This window comes from Streptococcus sciuri (assembly GCF_024814375.1).
GTDB classification, from domain to species: domain Bacteria; phylum Bacillota; class Bacilli; order Lactobacillales; family Streptococcaceae; genus Streptococcus; species Streptococcus sciuri.
In genome coordinates this window covers 125383-141228 of record NZ_JANUXX010000001.1, presented here as the reverse complement: position 1 = coordinate 141228, position 15846 = coordinate 125383, and the positions used below count along the sequence as shown (strand labels likewise).

Annotated in this window: 16 protein-coding genes; 1 reads left to right on the top strand and 15 read right to left on the bottom strand. The window is 37.5% G+C overall.

All coding sequences use genetic code 11. The features are described from left to right. Positions 1–43 precede the first annotated feature (43 nt). From NXS10_RS00685 to NXS10_RS00615, 15 genes are all read right to left on the bottom strand, one after another. Entirely contained in the window at positions 44–1735 is a 1692-nt protein-coding gene (locus tag NXS10_RS00685) for a lactose-specific PTS transporter subunit EIIC (protein WP_259136587.1), read from the bottom strand. After that, a complete protein-coding gene (locus tag NXS10_RS00680) occupies positions 1735–2052 on the bottom strand; it encodes a PTS lactose/cellobiose transporter subunit IIA (RefSeq protein WP_259136585.1) in 318 nt (105 codons plus the stop codon). The genes NXS10_RS00685 and NXS10_RS00680 overlap by 1 nt, the downstream gene beginning before the upstream one ends. Before the next feature lie 32 nt (positions 2053–2084). Further along, the gene (locus NXS10_RS00675) at positions 2085–2915 is read right to left on the bottom strand and encodes a PRD domain-containing protein (RefSeq protein WP_259136583.1); all 831 of its coding nucleotides are present in this window, start codon (positions 2913–2915) and stop codon (positions 2085–2087) included. Between the two features lie 206 nt (positions 2916–3121). After that, complete coding sequence (lacD, locus tag NXS10_RS00670; protein ID WP_259136582.1) at positions 3122–4123, bottom strand: tagatose-bisphosphate aldolase; 1002 nt, start codon at positions 4121–4123, stop codon at positions 3122–3124. 4 nt (positions 4124–4127) lie between these two features. After that, positions 4128–5060: a tagatose-6-phosphate kinase gene (gene lacC / locus NXS10_RS00665; RefSeq protein ID WP_259136581.1), complete on the bottom strand. Its 933-nt coding sequence runs from the start codon at positions 5058–5060 to the stop codon at positions 4128–4130. 11 nt (positions 5061–5071) lie between these two features. Further along, on the bottom strand, positions 5072–5587 hold the full coding sequence (gene lacB, locus NXS10_RS00660) for a galactose-6-phosphate isomerase subunit LacB (protein ID WP_259136580.1): 516 nt from the start codon (positions 5585–5587) through the stop codon (positions 5072–5074). A 29-nt stretch (positions 5588–5616) separates the two neighbouring features. After that, positions 5617–6042, bottom strand: coding sequence for a galactose-6-phosphate isomerase subunit LacA (lacA, locus tag NXS10_RS00655; protein ID WP_259136578.1), 426 nt, complete (start codon positions 6040–6042; stop codon positions 5617–5619). A gap of 200 nt (positions 6043–6242) precedes the next feature. Continuing rightward, entirely contained in the window at positions 6243–7001 is a 759-nt protein-coding gene (locus NXS10_RS00650) for a DeoR/GlpR family DNA-binding transcription regulator (RefSeq protein ID WP_259136576.1), read from the bottom strand. A gap of 542 nt (positions 7002–7543) precedes the next feature. Next, a complete protein-coding gene (gene rlmD, locus NXS10_RS00645; protein ID WP_259136575.1) occupies positions 7544–8902 on the bottom strand; it encodes a 23S rRNA (uracil(1939)-C(5))-methyltransferase RlmD in 1359 nt (452 codons plus the stop codon). Between the two features lie 22 nt (positions 8903–8924). Further along, positions 8925–9749 (bottom strand): prephenate dehydratase, encoded by an 825-nt coding sequence (gene pheA, locus NXS10_RS00640; protein ID WP_259136573.1) that lies wholly within the window; start codon positions 9747–9749, stop codon positions 8925–8927. Beyond that, complete coding sequence (locus tag NXS10_RS00635) at positions 9746–10222, bottom strand: shikimate kinase (protein WP_259136570.1); 477 nt, start codon at positions 10220–10222, stop codon at positions 9746–9748. Before NXS10_RS00635 ends, pheA begins: the two co-directional genes overlap by 4 nt. After that, on the bottom strand, positions 10215–11498 hold the full coding sequence (gene aroA / locus NXS10_RS00630; RefSeq protein ID WP_259136568.1) for a 3-phosphoshikimate 1-carboxyvinyltransferase: 1284 nt from the start codon (positions 11496–11498) through the stop codon (positions 10215–10217). The genes NXS10_RS00635 and aroA overlap by 8 nt, the downstream gene beginning before the upstream one ends. A gap of 86 nt (positions 11499–11584) precedes the next feature. Beyond that, complete coding sequence (locus NXS10_RS00625) at positions 11585–13015, bottom strand: NADP-dependent glyceraldehyde-3-phosphate dehydrogenase (RefSeq protein ID WP_259136566.1); 1431 nt, start codon at positions 13013–13015, stop codon at positions 11585–11587. 180 nt (positions 13016–13195) lie between these two features. Further along, a complete protein-coding gene (gene ptsP, locus NXS10_RS00620) occupies positions 13196–14929 on the bottom strand; it encodes a phosphoenolpyruvate--protein phosphotransferase (protein ID WP_259136564.1) in 1734 nt (577 codons plus the stop codon). Between the two features lie 3 nt (positions 14930–14932). Beyond that, a complete protein-coding gene (locus NXS10_RS00615) occupies positions 14933–15196 on the bottom strand; it encodes a phosphocarrier protein HPr (RefSeq protein WP_259136562.1) in 264 nt (87 codons plus the stop codon). 402 nt (positions 15197–15598) lie between these two features. On the opposite strand from NXS10_RS00615, the gene nrdH reads away from it, so the two are divergent. Next, positions 15599–15823, top strand: coding sequence for a glutaredoxin-like protein NrdH (nrdH, locus tag NXS10_RS00610; protein ID WP_259136560.1), 225 nt, complete (start codon positions 15599–15601; stop codon positions 15821–15823). The last annotated feature ends 23 nt before the right edge of the window (positions 15824–15846 follow it).

Genomic DNA, 15846 nt, shown 5'->3' with positions numbered 1-15846 from the left:
ACAAGAAAGGCTGAGTTTCCTCCAACCTTCCCAAAATAAGTATTTAGTTTTCGATTTGTTGTTTGACAAATTCTAATGCTCCTTGACCATCACGAGTCAAGCTAATATATTGAGCACCTTCTGTTTTAGCAAGTTTAATACCAAGTTTGTCAGTTTCAAGTTTCATGTCTTCATAGTTAGTTGCAACTTGGGGAGCAAGAATAACCAATTGGTACTGAGGAAGAATTTCACGATGTGCACCATAACTACCAGCAGCAGCTGTAACAGGTACACAATACTCTTTTGCCGCTTTATTAAGTGCATTAGCCAAGAGACCGCTTGTACCGCCGCCAGCACATAATACCAAAACATTAGTTTGTTCAGTAATTACTTTAGAATTAGATATTCCTGCTTTTTCAAGAATTGTATCTGCCTTTTTAGTGTTGAAGTTAGCCGCAACTTTTTCTTTAAGAGCATCTGAAGCTTTACCAGAGCGTTCTTCTTCAAGAATCTGTTGATCATAAACTCTCAAAAATGGATAGTAAATGAGAACATCTACGACAATCAATGTCAATGCTAAAACGAATGACCATAAACCAAAACCAGTACCTATAATGATACCAATCGGACCAGGTGTTGTCCAAGGAAGATTCACACTAAAGCTGTTCATTCCAAGAACATCAACAAAGAATTTGAAAATCCATACGTTTGCAATTGGAGCAAATACAAATGGAATAAAGAAGATAGGATTTAATACAAGCGGAGCGCCGAAAAGGATTGGCTCATTAACACCGAAGAATGTAGGAACTACAGATGCACGTCCGATTGCTTGGTTTCGTTTAGATTTTGTCAACCACATAAACATGAATGGCACTACTAATGTTGCCCCTGTACCGCCCATCGTTACGATAAACATTTGAGTCCCTGAAGTTAAGATTTTATCTGCGTGTTGACCTGCTTGAAGTAACTGAAAGTTTGTTTCTATGTTTGCGTAAGTGATAGCTGCAATAGCAGGTTCTACAATCGATGGACCGTGAATACCTACGAACCAGAAGAGCGCATATGCACCAAAAATGATTGTGATACCAAGGTATCCGTCTGCTGCAGTGAAGAGTGGTGCAAGAAGTTTACCAATCGCTTCCGCAACGCTTGTACCTACTGTATTACGGACGATAATATCAAAGGCATACAAAGTCATTAAAGACAGTGTGAATGGAATTAAGTCTTTGAAAACTTGAGAGATATTAGGTGGAACTTCGTCAGGCATACGAATTGAAACATTATTTTTCACACAGATTTTATAAATGTTTACTACTACAAATGCTGCAACAAAAGCTGACAAAAGACCTTTTGTTCCTAAGAAGCCACTAGCAAATCCACCTTCAATCGCATCAGAGGCCAAAAGTAAGAATCCTGTGATGGAAGCCAACATAGTTGACAAGTAGTTAATCTGATTGGTGCTCTCCATATCACGGTTAACCGAATCTGTCAAAGATTTAGCCGTTGTACCAGCAACTAGAAAAGCTACAATACCCATTGTATAATTGTACGGCTTCATCAAAGCGTCAACAACATTTTCTCCCCATTCAAATCCAAAGATATTTGGAACAAACGCAATCAACAAGAAGATACTTGAGAATAGGATGACTGGCATACTAGCAATAAATCCATCACGAATCGCACGTAAATAAATATTACGAGAAATCTTTTCAAATAATGGTTTCCCTTTTTCAATTTGAGCAATAAGCTTATTCATTAGTTTGTACCTCTCTTATAAAGTTCAATCATGTGTTTCATCATGTCTTTCAACAAGAGTGTTGTCATTAAGTGGTCTTGACCATGCATCAATGTTACACTAAAGGCCAAATCTTCTCCTGCCGCTTCCTTTTGAAGTAGACTTGTTTGTGCATTGTGAGCTTCAGCAATACTTGAGTTAGCTGATTCAACTAATTGCTCAGCTTTTTCAAATTCACCATTCTGTGCAGCTTTCAAGGCATCTAAAAGTTTCGAACGTGCCTCACCAGCATAAGAAACAATTTCAAATCCCAAGAGGGTGATTTCTTCTCTATTCATCATTTTTCTCCTTTATATCTTATTTTTTTTGATTAGAGTAGACGTTGTATATGAAGTATGATATAAAATTTTTCACTTTCGTAGATTTCAATTCCGGTTTCAGATGCAATAATCTCATATATTGTACTTCCAACATCATAGGCTTCCGGGTAAGCCAACTGGATATGTTTTCCCATATCCATGAGAGAAGCATTATTCGGACTGCGGTCTAAATATTGTAGAAAGTAAGTCAAATGAATCATCAGACGATCATAAAAATTACTATTTTCTTTTGTTCTTTTGATTCCTAATTCTTCTAACTCCTGTTGCACTTTTTTAAGTACCGATCGTGTCAAATCAACTTTTGGTGATTTTTCAACTGCTGTTAACCCTTTAGCATTGATAAAATGCAAAGCTATACGACCTATTTCATCGTCTGGTAAATCATTTAAAAGTCTTTGTCGAAAGATTGCCAATGCCTCTTTAGCCATCACATACTCAATACTATATTCTTGCGAAATATTAGGTAATTTGCTTTCTTGATAATTGTCGTTCAAAATAGCTTTGTAGGCACAATGAATATGATCGGTCAAGGTAACATATAGATACTCCTGAAAAGAATAGTCATATTTATCAGAAAGCATCTCAATAACATCGTACGTAACAGTAATAAAGTCAAGTGGTACATCCTTCAAGAGTGTTCTGAAATTCTCCCTTGATTCTGTACTTTTTAGTGAAAAGACTTTCTCAATCTTGTCCTCAATAATCATGTCACCTTTACGTTTTTGAAAGGCTATTCCTAATCCCATGACAACAAATTGCTGGTCATATTCATCTTTTACGAAAGCAACATTATTATTGAGAGCCTGCAAAACACGATACATATCTTCCTCCTTCTTCTATTATGGTATTGTGTACAAAAAGAGACTACAAACAAACTCAGAGCTTCCTCCTTTCGTTCATTTGTAGTCTCGCCTATTTCTCTAGTTACGATCTACTCTTATTTGATTTATAAATCAATTATAACAAAATAATTTCATTTTGTAAACCCTTTCTGTTTAAAAAAATATACATTTATCACAAAAAATGTTTACTTTATGTTGTTTAAAAGTTGAATACGCCTTATCCAAGGAGTGGCCGTTTCTTTCAGAACCTTGTTCAATTCATCAATATTTTGTAAACCTGTTGTACGCAACCATTCACGCGCTGCGGTTTCCCCTTTTTCAATATAGTCTTTAATGCTACCAGCCCATGTCGCACGACCGCACAAAACACCGTTAAAGTTTGCACCTGATTCTTTTGCAAAAACGAGGGTATCTTGGAAGAGCTTAGCAGAAACACCTGCACTCAAGTAAATATATGGAATTGGTGTCGCTTCATCTTGTTGTTTAAAATAAGAAGCCGCTTCTTCCTTAGTGTATATAATCTCACCAATCGTAAAACCTTCAACAAAGTTCATGTTTACTGGTACTTCAACTTTAAGCACATCAATACCAAATCGTTCGTCTGAGAAGACTTTCATTGCCTCAATCACTTTACGAGGTTTTACTTTAGCGTATTCTACACTTGAAGCATCTGAAATATTTTCATCATAAGCCAAAATTTCAAGATAGAATGGAATATCCTCTGCCGTACATTCTGAACCGATACGTTCAATGTAGGCTTGTTTTTGACGGTTAGTTGCTTCATCACTGTCTACATCATAGTAAAGCAAGAATTTAATGGCATCTGCACCTTGTTCCTTCAAGCGTTTAACGGACCAGTCTCCCAAGCAATCTGGTAAACGTTTAGTACTTGAAGTGTCATAGCCAGTTTTTTCATAGGCCAGAAGGAGACCAGCATCTTTATGGAGAACTTTTGTCGCTGGAAGACCATACTCAGGATCCAAAAGCATTGATGAAGCAAATGGTGTTAATTCTTCAGAAACCAGTATTTTCAATTCTTCCATTTGTGTTACTGTTGGTTCATCAGATTGGTGTTGAGCCATCAAACGTTTCAAAGCACCACGTTGATCAAAAGCAAGAGCAGAAATGATGCCATTTTCATCACTCAGTTTTTCCATATAACGACGTTTTTGTTTCGTTAAACCCATTATTTTATACCTCTTCTACTTTCAGTTGTTTAAATAAGGTTGCGTAATTATCCATATTAACATGCCCTGTTTGTTTTTCTTGAGCATTGAGCATGCCAAGAACGTTTGCTTTTTTCAATAAATCTGCATCTGACTCACCGTGGAAAAGTGCTGACGTAATACCAGCTACCGTAGAATCTCCAGAACCAACTGGATTCACTATCTCAACCTTAGGAATTGATACCTTATAGAAAATACCACCATGCTTAGCAAATGTACCGTTCGCTCCTAATGAAACAATAACCCATTCAATTCCTTGGAAAATTTCTTCTTTCAGAGCCTCTTTAAGGCTTGGAATATCTCCTGAAATATCCTGTTCTAATAGCTGTGACAATTCTTCCATATTTGGTTTGATAACCGTTGGTTTAACGTCAGCTGTTAAAGCTTCGACAAGCTCCTGACCAGAGCAATCTAAGACAACAGACTTCTGATGCTTTACACAAAGAGCAACCATCTGAGCATAAAAATCACTAGAAAGTCCTTTTGGTAAACTGCCTGAAATCACAACAATACTTATTTTGTCTAATAAATTTTCAAAGTGAGTCAGAAAGGCTTGTCCTTCTTCCTCAGTGATATTTGGTCCTTGTTCCAAGATTTCAGTTTGTTGTTCTTCATGCAAAATAGCGATACAGTTTCTTGTCTCTCCACTAATTGACGAAAAAGCATGTTTGATAGGAACCTTGTCCAACTCAGCCTGAATAAACTCACCAATTTTACCACCAAGTAAACCCGTAGCCATAACCTGTTCTCCTACTTGAGAAAGAACTCGTGTCACGTTCAATCCCTTCCCACCAGGAGTTTTATGCGTTTCTAAAACACGGTTTATTGTATCTAAGTGAAATGTATTTAGCTGATATGCAATATCAACAGATGGGTTCATCGTAACAGTCAAAATCATAGCAGCACCTCTTAGTCGTGATATTCTCCACGATTCCATTTTTCGAGGAACTCGTCAAAAAAATGTGGATTAGCTTGCCCTTGGTTAAGACTTTCGACTTTAGCAATTTTTTCAATCAAAACCTTGTTTTCTTCAGTTGGCTTGTATTCAGCATTGATAAAAGCTTCGATAATATCAGTCATCAAAAGACCACCTGTAATTTTACCACCGAATCCGATAACATTGGCATTTAATTCTTCTTTTGCATAAATAGCAGAAGTCATGTCACGAACCAAAGCTGAACGAATACCAGGTACCTTGTTTACAGCATTGTTGATACCAACACCAGTACCACAGATACAAACACCTAAATCAGCCTCACCATTCACAACTGCTTCTCCAACTTTTTTACCGAAGATTGGATAGTGGGTACGAACATTATCATAAGTTCCACAGTCAACAACTTCATAACCTTGTGTTTTTAGATAATCAACAACTGCAATTTTATCATTTGTTACGATATGATCACAACCAACAGCGATTTTCATATATTTTTCCTCCAATATCCTATTAAAAATTAGCACATTTTGTTCAACATATCCACTCGGATTTGGTGACGGCCACCATCGTACTCACCTTCGACAAATCCTTTGGCAATGTTTTTAGCAACTCCTGGTCCTACAATCTCTGAACCCATTGTTATGATACGTGAGTTGTTGTGCCCACGTGTCATATAAGCAGAACGCTCATCTGATACTTCTGCAGCGATCATACCTTTAATTTTAGTAGCTGTCATAAATGGTCCAACACCATAAGCATCGATGACAATACCAAGATTAGTCTCGTTTGTAGTCACTTCTTTAGCGACGGCCAAAGTTATATCAACGAAATCAGTATTTTCTTTAGAAACATCTAACACGTCATGTCCTAATTTAATCAAATAATCCTTTACAGTTTCCTTTAATTCTACACCAGCTTTATCAGCTCCAACGATGACAGTCATTTGAGACCCTCCTGTTCAAAAATGTTTTTTTGTTTAATACATACTCCGATTATAAACAATAAAAATGTTTTTGTCAACATTTTGTGTGTTTTTTTGTTGTTTTTAGCTTTTGATGTTTTAAAACAAAACAAGAAAGCACTCAAAATGAGTACTTTCTTGTTGTCCTTCTAAATAGTTCTGGTATCATATAGGTTTGTTAACTAAGTATTGATAACTTCTGCCCATTTAGCTAATTGAGCAGTTTTTTCATCATCATTCTGATCACTAATAACGGCGGTTAATTGTGATAGTTGGCAAAAAACAGAAAAATCTTCCTTACCGACTTTAGAGCTGTCCAACAATAGATATTGTTCAACTGTTCTTGTCAAGGCAAGCCTTTGTGTATATCCTTCCTCCACAGTTGAAGTCATAATATCATCTTCTCTTGTGCCGTTTGCACTAAAGAACATTTTGCTAAAATGCATCTTCTCAAGACTTGTATTCGTAACTTCTCCAACAAAAGATTCTGTCACTGGTCGCATTTCCCCACCCAGTAAAAATACTTTAAACGTCTCTGACTTTCGCTTTTGTAAGATATTAAATACTGGAAGACAATTTGTCACAACACTTAATTGCTGATTGTTAATTTCTTCAGCCAAACTTTCAACTGTAGTACCTGGTCCCAAAAAAACTGTATCCCCTTCTTCAATAAGATTAGCGGCTAATTTGGCAATATAGCGCTTCTCTGCAATATTAAGTGTATGTTTTTCCTTATGTGAAATCTCTCTATACTGAAAGGCAGAATTACTACGGGCTCCGCCATGAATTTTCTTTAATAAACCTTGCTCTTCTAATTCAATCAAATCACGGCGTACTGTCATATCAGTTACCCCAAATGATTCCATAATTTCAGAGATTCGTACTGTTCCCTTTTTATTAACTAATTTTATTAGTTCTTCATGTCTTTGGGATTTGTTCATGGTTCCATTCTCCTTTTCAATATAGTTATTCCACTTTAAAAAGCATTGGAAAAATTGATACATTGAATGACCTTCAGTAAGAAAACAATCTAAAACACCGTTCCAATAGTTACTAGAATCTTATTTTCTAAAGTTGAATAACTATATTATACTTTTTTATCACAAAAGAATCAATATTTAATGTTTGTATTGTGAACATTTATAAACAATCATAACTTATTAGAAAATAAAAATATTGTATAAATCAAGTGCAAATCGTTGTTCAACTTCATCTCAAAACGAATCTTTCGTTTATACCAATTACTGAACTCTTATTTCCATCGACCATCTTGGTGATATCAAAAAAAGGGGTGCAAAACTATTCCCACAGACACTCTGTCTACCAGAACATTTTGCACCCCCTCTGCGTATGTGGGAATAAATTTCTTGTTTTTCAACTATCAGTCCAACTACCTCACATCAGACAGTTAGATTGATACTTCTATTAATAATTCAAAAAAGGCTTGAAATCAAGCCTTTTCTAAACTCTGAAACGATGGGTTTTAGTCCGTTTTCACGAGCAGAGCAACAACCTCGACATGATGTGTCTGAGGAAATAAGTCAACAGGCTGGACTTTTGTAAGTGTATATCCCAAAATTTCATAAAGTTTTACATCACGCGCCATAGTTGCAGGATTACAAGAAATATAGGTGATTTTCTCAGGATTCATAGCAACACTTGCTCGAATAAAGTATTCTGTCAGTCCTTTTCTGGGAGGATCAACCAAAATAACACTTGGTTTGAGTCCAGATTTTTGCCAACGTTTCATCACATCTTCAGCATCTCCATGGACATAGTACACATTAGTAATACCGTTACGCTCTGCATTTTCCTTAGCATCCTTAACTGCCTGTGCTACAACCTCAACACCATAGACGGCTTTGACATCTCTTGCAAAAGACAAACCAATCGTACCAATACCTGAATAAGCATCAACCACAACATCCTCTTTTGTCAGCTCTGATAAAGCAATAGCTGTTTGGTAGAGTTTTTCAGCCATCTCAGTATTGACTTGATAAAAGGACTGAGCAGAAATAGCGTAGCGATTTCCTAACATCTCATCTTCTATCGTGTCTTTCCCATACAACGTATGAAATTCTCTGCCATAGATAACATTGGTCTGTTGGTCATTTATATTTTGGATAATAGAGGTCACAGCAGGAAATGCAGTGACAATATCAGTAATTATCCTATCAATTTGAAAAATCTTAGGACGAGTTGTTACCAAAACCAGCATCATCTCACCTGTATAGTGACCTCTTCTGACAACTAACTGACGAATAAGACCTGTCCCTGCTTTTTCATCATAAGGCTTCACCGCATAATGACGCAAAATATCTCGAACAAAAACAAGAAGTCGATCTATCTCCTTATCTTGAATGAGAAAATCTTCAAGAGGCATAAGGTCATGCGATCCTTTTCTAAAAAAACCAATTTCTAATTGATTATTCACACGGCGCACAGGTACTTGCGCTTTATTGCGATAAGCAAAAGGATGAGCCATACCAAGTGTCTCCAAGACTTCAACATCTTGAATATGAGCTGTCTTGTAAAGAACATTTTTCACTTGACGGCGTTTGAAAAGAAGCTGTTGCTCATAAGAAAGATGTCCCAAATCAGCAATTCCACTTTGCAAATAAACTCTTTCTAACGTCTTTACACGGTAAGGTGATGCCTCAATAAGCTCTTCAATCTTTCCATAAGCAAGACGTTTATTTACCTTCAGCACGCGCATATCAATCACTTCACCTGGAAGAGCGCTATCAACAAAAAAGACTAGACCATCTATCTTTGCCATACCCATTCCATCATGACTAAGATCCGATATTGATATGCGTATGATATCATTTTTTTGAATCATATTAACACTTTCTAATTGCGAACTATATGCGATACACTTGGTAGTTACCCAGTATCTTCGAGGTGATACCTAGTGTTTTTAGCTCTTCAAGAGCATAAGTAATCACTTTTTCCTCCAGTACAAGCAAATCAATGATAAAAAAATACTCTCCCAAAACAGTTTTTAAAGGGCGACTTTCAATCTTTGTCAAATCAATATTACGCCAAGCAAATACGGATAAAGCTTTATAAAGAGCACCAGGTATATTATCTGGCAAAGTCAAAGCTAAAGTTATTTTAGATGACTCTTTTGTCAAAGATAAGTGTGGTGCGTTCTTTCCAAGCACCCAAAAACGCGTATAATTTTCATCTATTTCCTGAATATTTTTTGCAATCACCTGTAGATGGTAGGTATTAGCAGCTTGTAGAGGAGCAATGGCTGCTAATGCCAACTCAGGATGTTCGGCAACATAGCGAGCTGCATAGGCAGTGCTTGCAGTTGTTTCGATTGTTGCATGAGGATAATGTGTTTCAATATACTGTTTTCCTTGTGCGATTGCTTGCGGATGTGACAGGATTTTCTCAATAGGGCGATGAGTATCTATCGCCAGTAACTGTTGTTTGATAGGCTGGATAATCTCTGCTACTGCTTCAATATCATCATGATGAAACAGGTAATCTAAGGTCTCATGCACAGAACCTTCAATTGAGTTTTCGACAGGAACGATAGCATAATCCACGCTACCATTTTCGTAAAATTTGATAACTTCTGTGATATTTGCGCTAGGTACTAACTCATCGTAACTAAAACTTCTGCTAGCGACAGCATGCGTAAAAGAACCATCTGGTCCAAGATAAGCAACTTTCATTTAATAACCTCTACAATAGCTTGTGGGGTTTTATTATCCACATCAACAACCTGACTTGCTACCTCCTCATACCAGCACAAACGTCTGTCAAATATCGCTTTGAAATCTTCCATGCTATTATTGATAAATAAGGGGCGAACGGTGCTTTCATCTGACTGGATACGATTATACACAGTCTCAAAGGAAGCTCGTAGGTAAATGGTATCTGAGTGATTTCTGAGTAATCGGCGATTGCTCTTACTCGTCACAACACCGCCACCAGTTGATACGACATGATTACTCTTTAATAACTCTTCAAGAACTTGAGATTCTATCTGACGAAAAGCATTCTCACCTTGGATAGCAAAAAAATCAGCAATCGGCATTCCAATACGCTGTGCGATAACCTCATCCATATCAATATAATCAGAATCTAAGAGCCTAGCAACCGTTGATTTGCCAGCTCCCATAAAACCAATTAAAATCTTAGCCACGACCTAATACCTCCAAATCATCAAAGAAAGTTGGGTAGCTCGTATTGATAGCCTCCACTCGTTCAATTTCAACGATACCATCTTTTGCTACCTGTGCTGCGATAGCTGCCATCATACCAATGCGATGGTCGCCAAAGGTATTGACCTTAGTACCGTACAAAGATGTTTTTCCTTTGATTATCATCCCATCCGAGGTTGGGGTAATCGCAGCACCCATACTGTTGAGTACATCAGCTACTACTTGGATGCGGTCTGTCTCTTTTACCTTAAGCTCCTCAGCATCACAAATCACTGTCTCACCTTTTGCTTGTGTTGCTAGAAGAGCAATAATCGGCAATTCATCAATCAAGCGCGGAATGAGATCACCAGCAATCTTTGTACCTACCAGTTCTGACGTTTCCACTGTAATAGTTGCCGATTTTGCCATCTTATCAATATCTGATAAGTGCAGTTTTCCACCCATCGAACGAATGACATCAAGAATACCTGTACGCGTCTCATTGATACCAACATTTTTGAGGATAATCTCACTATTTGGCACAATCAGTCCAGCAACCAGCCAAAAAGCAGCACTTGAAATATCACCTGGCACAACCACTTCCTGACCAAGTAATTCTTGTCCTCCTAAAATGCGTATTTCTTTGTCATTGATAGTAATGTCACCACCAAACTGCTTAATCATATCCTCTGTATGATCACGTGTTTTTTCTTTTTCAAAGATAACAGACTCTCCTTTAGCCTGTAAAGCAGCAAAAATAAGTGCTGATTTAACTTGAGCAGAAGCTACTGGCAGATGATAGTAGATAGGTTGCAAATCCTTAGACCCTTTTAGCATTAATGGTGGCAAATCACGTTTAGTTTGTCCAGAGATGGTCACACCCATTTGGCGAAGAGGAACAGCAATGCGATCCATTGGACGTTTAGAAAGACTGTCATCACCAAACATTTCTACTGAAAAATCTTGCCCTGCTAAAACACCTGATATTAAGCGAATAGAAGTACCTGAATTTCCCATATTGAGTCTATTTTTCGGTGCTTTTAAACCATCAAAGCCAACGCCTTCTATAATGATATTATCGCCATTATCTATAATTTTTACTCCCATATCACGAAACGCCTGTATAGTGGAGAGGACATCCTCACCTCGTAAGATATCATGAACAACAGTTCTCCCCTTAGCAAGGCTACCAAACATAATAGAGCGATGGCTAATAGATTTATCTCCTGGCACTCGAATGGTACCTTGTAATTGTGTCGCATTGGTTCGTAGCTTCATACAAATCCCCCATTGTCATATTATAAAAATATTGTAGCATAATTTATAGTAAAAAAGAACTTTGCTCACAAAGTTCTTTTCATCTTTTATTTTGCAATATCAAAGACAACAGATTTAACGCTAGTCATGGCTTCAATAGAGTATTTCACACCTTGTGTTCCAGCACCAGATTTCTTAGCCCCTAAGAATGGGAAGTTATCTGTACCACGTTGTGTTTTGTTGTTGATATGAACTGTTCCAACTTCAAGTTGACCAGCAATCTTAAAAGCAAGTGGGAAGTTATTTGTAAATACTGCTGCTTGAAGACCGTATTCAGATTTATTTGAAATTTCGACAGCTTCTTCTACTGAATTAACGCGGATGATTGGGAGAACAGGACCAAACGGTTCTTCCCAAGCCAAACGCATATCAGTTGTTACTTTGTCAAACAATACTGGACTAATAAGGTTACCTTCACGTTTAAATGAAATAACTTCTTTAGCACCTTTATCTTGAGCGTCTTTGATAAGACCTTCAACATAGTCAGCAGCTTTTGTATCGATAAGCGGAGTAATGTCAGCATCATCTTCAGGCATACCAACAGTCAAATCTTTAACAAGTTCTGAAACTTTGGCAACCAATTTATCTGCAACGCTATTCATAACAAGGACACGTTTAACGGCTGTACAACGTTGACCTGAGTAACCGTAAGCACCAGCAACAATGTTTTTAGCAGCCAAGTCAAGATCAGCATCTTCAAGAACAATAGCTGAATCTTTACCACCTAACTCAAGCATAATTGGACGCATACCAGCCAATTTACCAATGCGTTCACCTACTGGTGTAGAACCTGTGAAGTTGATGTAGTTAACAGCTTCATGTTCAACGATGTAGTCACCAATTACTGAACCACGACCCGTAATAGTGTTGAATACACCAGCTGGAAGTCCAGCTTCAGCAAATGCTTCAGCCAAAAGAAGACCTGAAATAGAACCTTGCGTTGGTGGTTTAAGGGCAATAACATTCCCTGAGATAAGGGCAGGAGCAATTTTAGAACCTGCTAAATTGATGGGATAGTTAAATGGCGAGATAGCAAGTACCAAACCAACAGGCTCGCGGCGTACAACGGCAATTTTATTTTTGCTAGCAGCTTCAAAACTACCACCTTCAAGGACTTCACCTTCCATACGAAGCCCTTCTTCTGCAGCATAATTTATGATTTCTGCTGTACGAATAACTTCGCTTACTGCTGATTTATAACCCTTTGCGATTTCTTTAGATAAGACTGCACCGATTTTTTCAGCATCACGCACTAAAATATCCGCTACTTTATGAAGATAAGCTGCACGATCGACATATGAAAGCGCACGCCAAGCTGGTTGTGCAGCCTTGGCCTTTGCATACACCTCATCCACTTCTGCAGTTGTCATTGCAGGAACAGTTCCTAACGATTCGCCAGTTGCAGGGGCGAAAATTTCAATGGATTCTTCTGAAAGTTTCCATTCACCATTGACATAGTTTTTATAAGCTTTAGTCAAAAGTCAATCCTCCTAATTATAAGTTAGTTCCTATTTTATCATTTTTTAGGAAATTAGCAACGATTTACTACATAAAAATCTGAAAATTTTGAAAAGTTATCTTCTATCAAAAATGAGGAGGATTTTAAGCAAGTACCACAAAAAAAGACACTTAACCTTTTTATTAAGTGTCTTTAATAATTAATCAACATTAACGTACTCTTTACCAAGCTCGACGACTTCCTCCATCGTTGCGCATTCTGTAAGAGCGCGATTTGCATATTCTTCCATTTTCTTAGTGTCAAGTTTTTTCATCAAACTACGTGTGCGAAGAACGGAGGTAGCTGACATTGAGAACTCATCAAGTCCCATTCCCACAAGAAGGGGTACAGCAGTCTGGTCACCAGCCATTTCACCACACATACCAGCCCATTTGCCTTCAGCATGTGCTGCTTTGATAACATTGTTAATCAAACGAAGTATAGATGGGTTGTATGGTTGGTAAAGGTATGAAACTTGTTCGTTCATACGATCAGCTGCCATAGTGTATTGAATCAAGTCATTTGTACCAATTGAGAAGAAGTCAACTTCTTTTGCAAATTGATCAGCAAGCATTGCTGCTGCTGGGATTTCAATCATGATACCTACTTGGATATCATCTGCCACTGCAACACCTTCAGCTTTAAGGTTAGCTTTTTCTTCATCAAAGATTGCCTTAGCAGCACGAAATTCTTTAAGAAGTGCAACCATCGGAAACATGATACGAAGTTGTCCGTGAACAGAAGCACGAAGAAGTGCACGAATTTGTGTACGGAACATTGCATTTCCTGTCTCAGAGATAGAAATACGAAGTGCACGGAATCCAAGAAACGGATTCATTTCTTTTGGAAGGTCAAAGTATGGAAGTTCTTTATCCCCACCAATATCCATAGTACGAACCACAACTGGTTTACCATTCATACCTTCAAGAACAGCTTTATATGCTTCATACTGCTCATCTTCTGTTGGGAAATCTTGAGAATCCATATATAAGAATTCTGTTCGATAAAGTCCAACTGCTTCTGCACCATTAGCATTAACACCCTCAACATCTTTTGGTGTTCCGATATTAGCTGCCAATTCGAAGTGTTTACCATCAGCTGTTACTGTTTCAGCATCCTTAAGAAGAGCCCATTCAGCTTTTTGTTTAGCGTATGCTTCACCAGCTACTTTGAACTCTGCAACTTGCTCGTCTGTCGGATTGATAATCACATCACCTGTAATACCATTGACTGCAACAGTATCTCCATCCTTAACACGATCTGTGATATCATTTGTACCAAGAACAGCTGCAATTTCAAGAGTACGTGCCATGATAGCCGAGTGACTGGTACGTCCACCAATGTTAGTAACAAAGGCTTTTACAAATTGTTTGTTTAATTGCGCAGTATCAGATGGCGTCAAGTCGTGTGCAATAACGATTGCCTCTTCATCGATAGTTGCAGGATTAGGTAATTTTGCACCTAATAGGTGAGCTAAGACACGTTTAGCCACATCACGTATATCTGAAGCACGCTCTTGCATGTATGGGTTGTCATCCATTCCTTCAAAAATCGTGATGAACATGTCCGTCACTTCTTTGAGTCCACTTTCAGCATTGACTTGTTTCGCACGAATAGTTTCCTTTATCTGACCAATCATCTCTGGGTCAGAGAGAACCATCAAGTGAGCATCAAATACGGCTGCTGCTTCTTCACCAAGGCTTTCTACTGCTTTCTCACGGATAACAGAAAGCTCGTCTTGTGATGCTTTCAAGGCTGCATCTAGGCGAGCTTCTTCTGCGCTTGTATCCTCAACTGTAATAGTTTCAAAGGACAAATCCGGTTGAACGAGTAAGTATGCTTTGGCAACAGCAACACCATCAGATGCCGCAATTCCTTTAAGCATTTCTGTCATCTCTTATGCCAATCCTTCTTTTGTCATTGTTTCTTCGATTGCTGCAAGTGCATCATCTGCATCTGCACCTTCTGCAGAAATAGTAACATCAGCACCTTGACCAACACCAAGGCTCATAACACCCATGATAGATTTAAGGTTTACAGATTTTCCTTTGTAGTCAAGTGTGATGTCTGAAGCAAATTTGCTAGCAGTTTGAACAAGCAAAGTTGCTGGACGTGCGTGAATACCTGTTTCTGCAACAATGTGGAAATCTTTTGAAGCCATAATTGGATTCTCCTTTAATAAATAATTTGTAAATTTTGGGGTTGCCTATATGATAACCCTTACAAATGAAAATTATAACACAATCTGATTTGATTTTCAAGATTAAAATTTCAAAATAAAATTTCTTATTTTCAAAAAATGTTTTAACTCCTTGATAATACTAGCTTTAAAGCTCCTTTATTATCCGTTGTTTTTTTTATTTCTGCTTTTTCATCCATTTTCATTTAACTTCTATTAAGTAAAAATAAAAGGAATTCATTTTATTTAAAAAGATAAATCACAATATTTAGGTTTATTAAATGATTATTACACTATATCTTGTGTTTTTTAAAATAAAAGGCTTGCTTTTTTGTCCATATTGGGATATGCTAAAAGGGTATCAATTGTTAAAGGAGAATGACTATGTCTAAGATTACGCTGTTTTCAAAAAATAACTGCATGCAATGCAAAATGACAAAGAAATTTTTGGAGCAAAACGGAGCTGACTTTGAAGAGATTAATATCGACGAACACCCCGAAAAGGTTGAATACCTTGTCAATATTGGTTTTAGGGCAGTTCCTGTTATTGAAGCTAATGATGTTCGCTTTTCTGGTTTTCAACCAAATAAACTCAAAGACATTATCTAATCGTACGATATCTTAATAGAAAA

Coding starts and splice junctions, on each gene's coding strand:
- NXS10_RS00685 (WP_259136587.1), bottom strand. CDS start 1,735: ATGAATAAGCTTATTGCTCAAATTGAAAAAGGGAAACCATTATTTGAA.
- NXS10_RS00680 (WP_259136585.1), bottom strand. CDS start 2,052: ATGAATAGAGAAGAAATCACCCTCTTGGGATTTGAAATTGTTTCTTAT.
- NXS10_RS00675 (WP_259136583.1), bottom strand. CDS start 2,915: ATGTATCGTGTTTTGCAGGCTCTCAATAATAATGTTGCTTTCGTAAAA.
- lacD (WP_259136582.1), bottom strand. CDS start 4,123: ATGGGTTTAACGAAACAAAAACGTCGTTATATGGAAAAACTGAGTGAT.
- lacC (WP_259136581.1), bottom strand. CDS start 5,060: ATGATTTTGACTGTTACGATGAACCCATCTGTTGATATTGCATATCAG.
- lacB (WP_259136580.1), bottom strand. CDS start 5,587: ATGAAAATCGCTGTTGGTTGTGATCATATCGTAACAAATGATAAAATT.
- lacA (WP_259136578.1), bottom strand. CDS start 6,042: ATGACTGTCATCGTTGGAGCTGATAAAGCTGGTGTAGAATTAAAGGAA.
- NXS10_RS00650 (WP_259136576.1), bottom strand. CDS start 7,001: ATGAACAAATCCCAAAGACATGAAGAACTAATAAAATTAGTTAATAAA.
- rlmD (WP_259136575.1), bottom strand. CDS start 8,902: ATGATTCAAAAAAATGATATCATACGCATATCAATATCGGATCTTAGT.
- pheA (WP_259136573.1), bottom strand. CDS start 9,749: ATGAAAGTTGCTTATCTTGGACCAGATGGTTCTTTTACGCATGCTGTC.
- aroA (WP_259136568.1), bottom strand. CDS start 11,498: ATGAAGCTACGAACCAATGCGACACAATTACAAGGTACCATTCGAGTG.
- ptsP (WP_259136564.1), bottom strand. CDS start 14,929: ATGACAGAAATGCTTAAAGGAATTGCGGCATCTGATGGTGTTGCTGTT.
- NXS10_RS00615 (WP_259136562.1), bottom strand. CDS start 15,196: ATGGCTTCAAAAGATTTCCACATTGTTGCAGAAACAGGTATTCACGCA.
- nrdH (WP_259136560.1), top strand. CDS start 15,599: ATGTCTAAGATTACGCTGTTTTCAAAAAATAACTGCATGCAATGCAAA.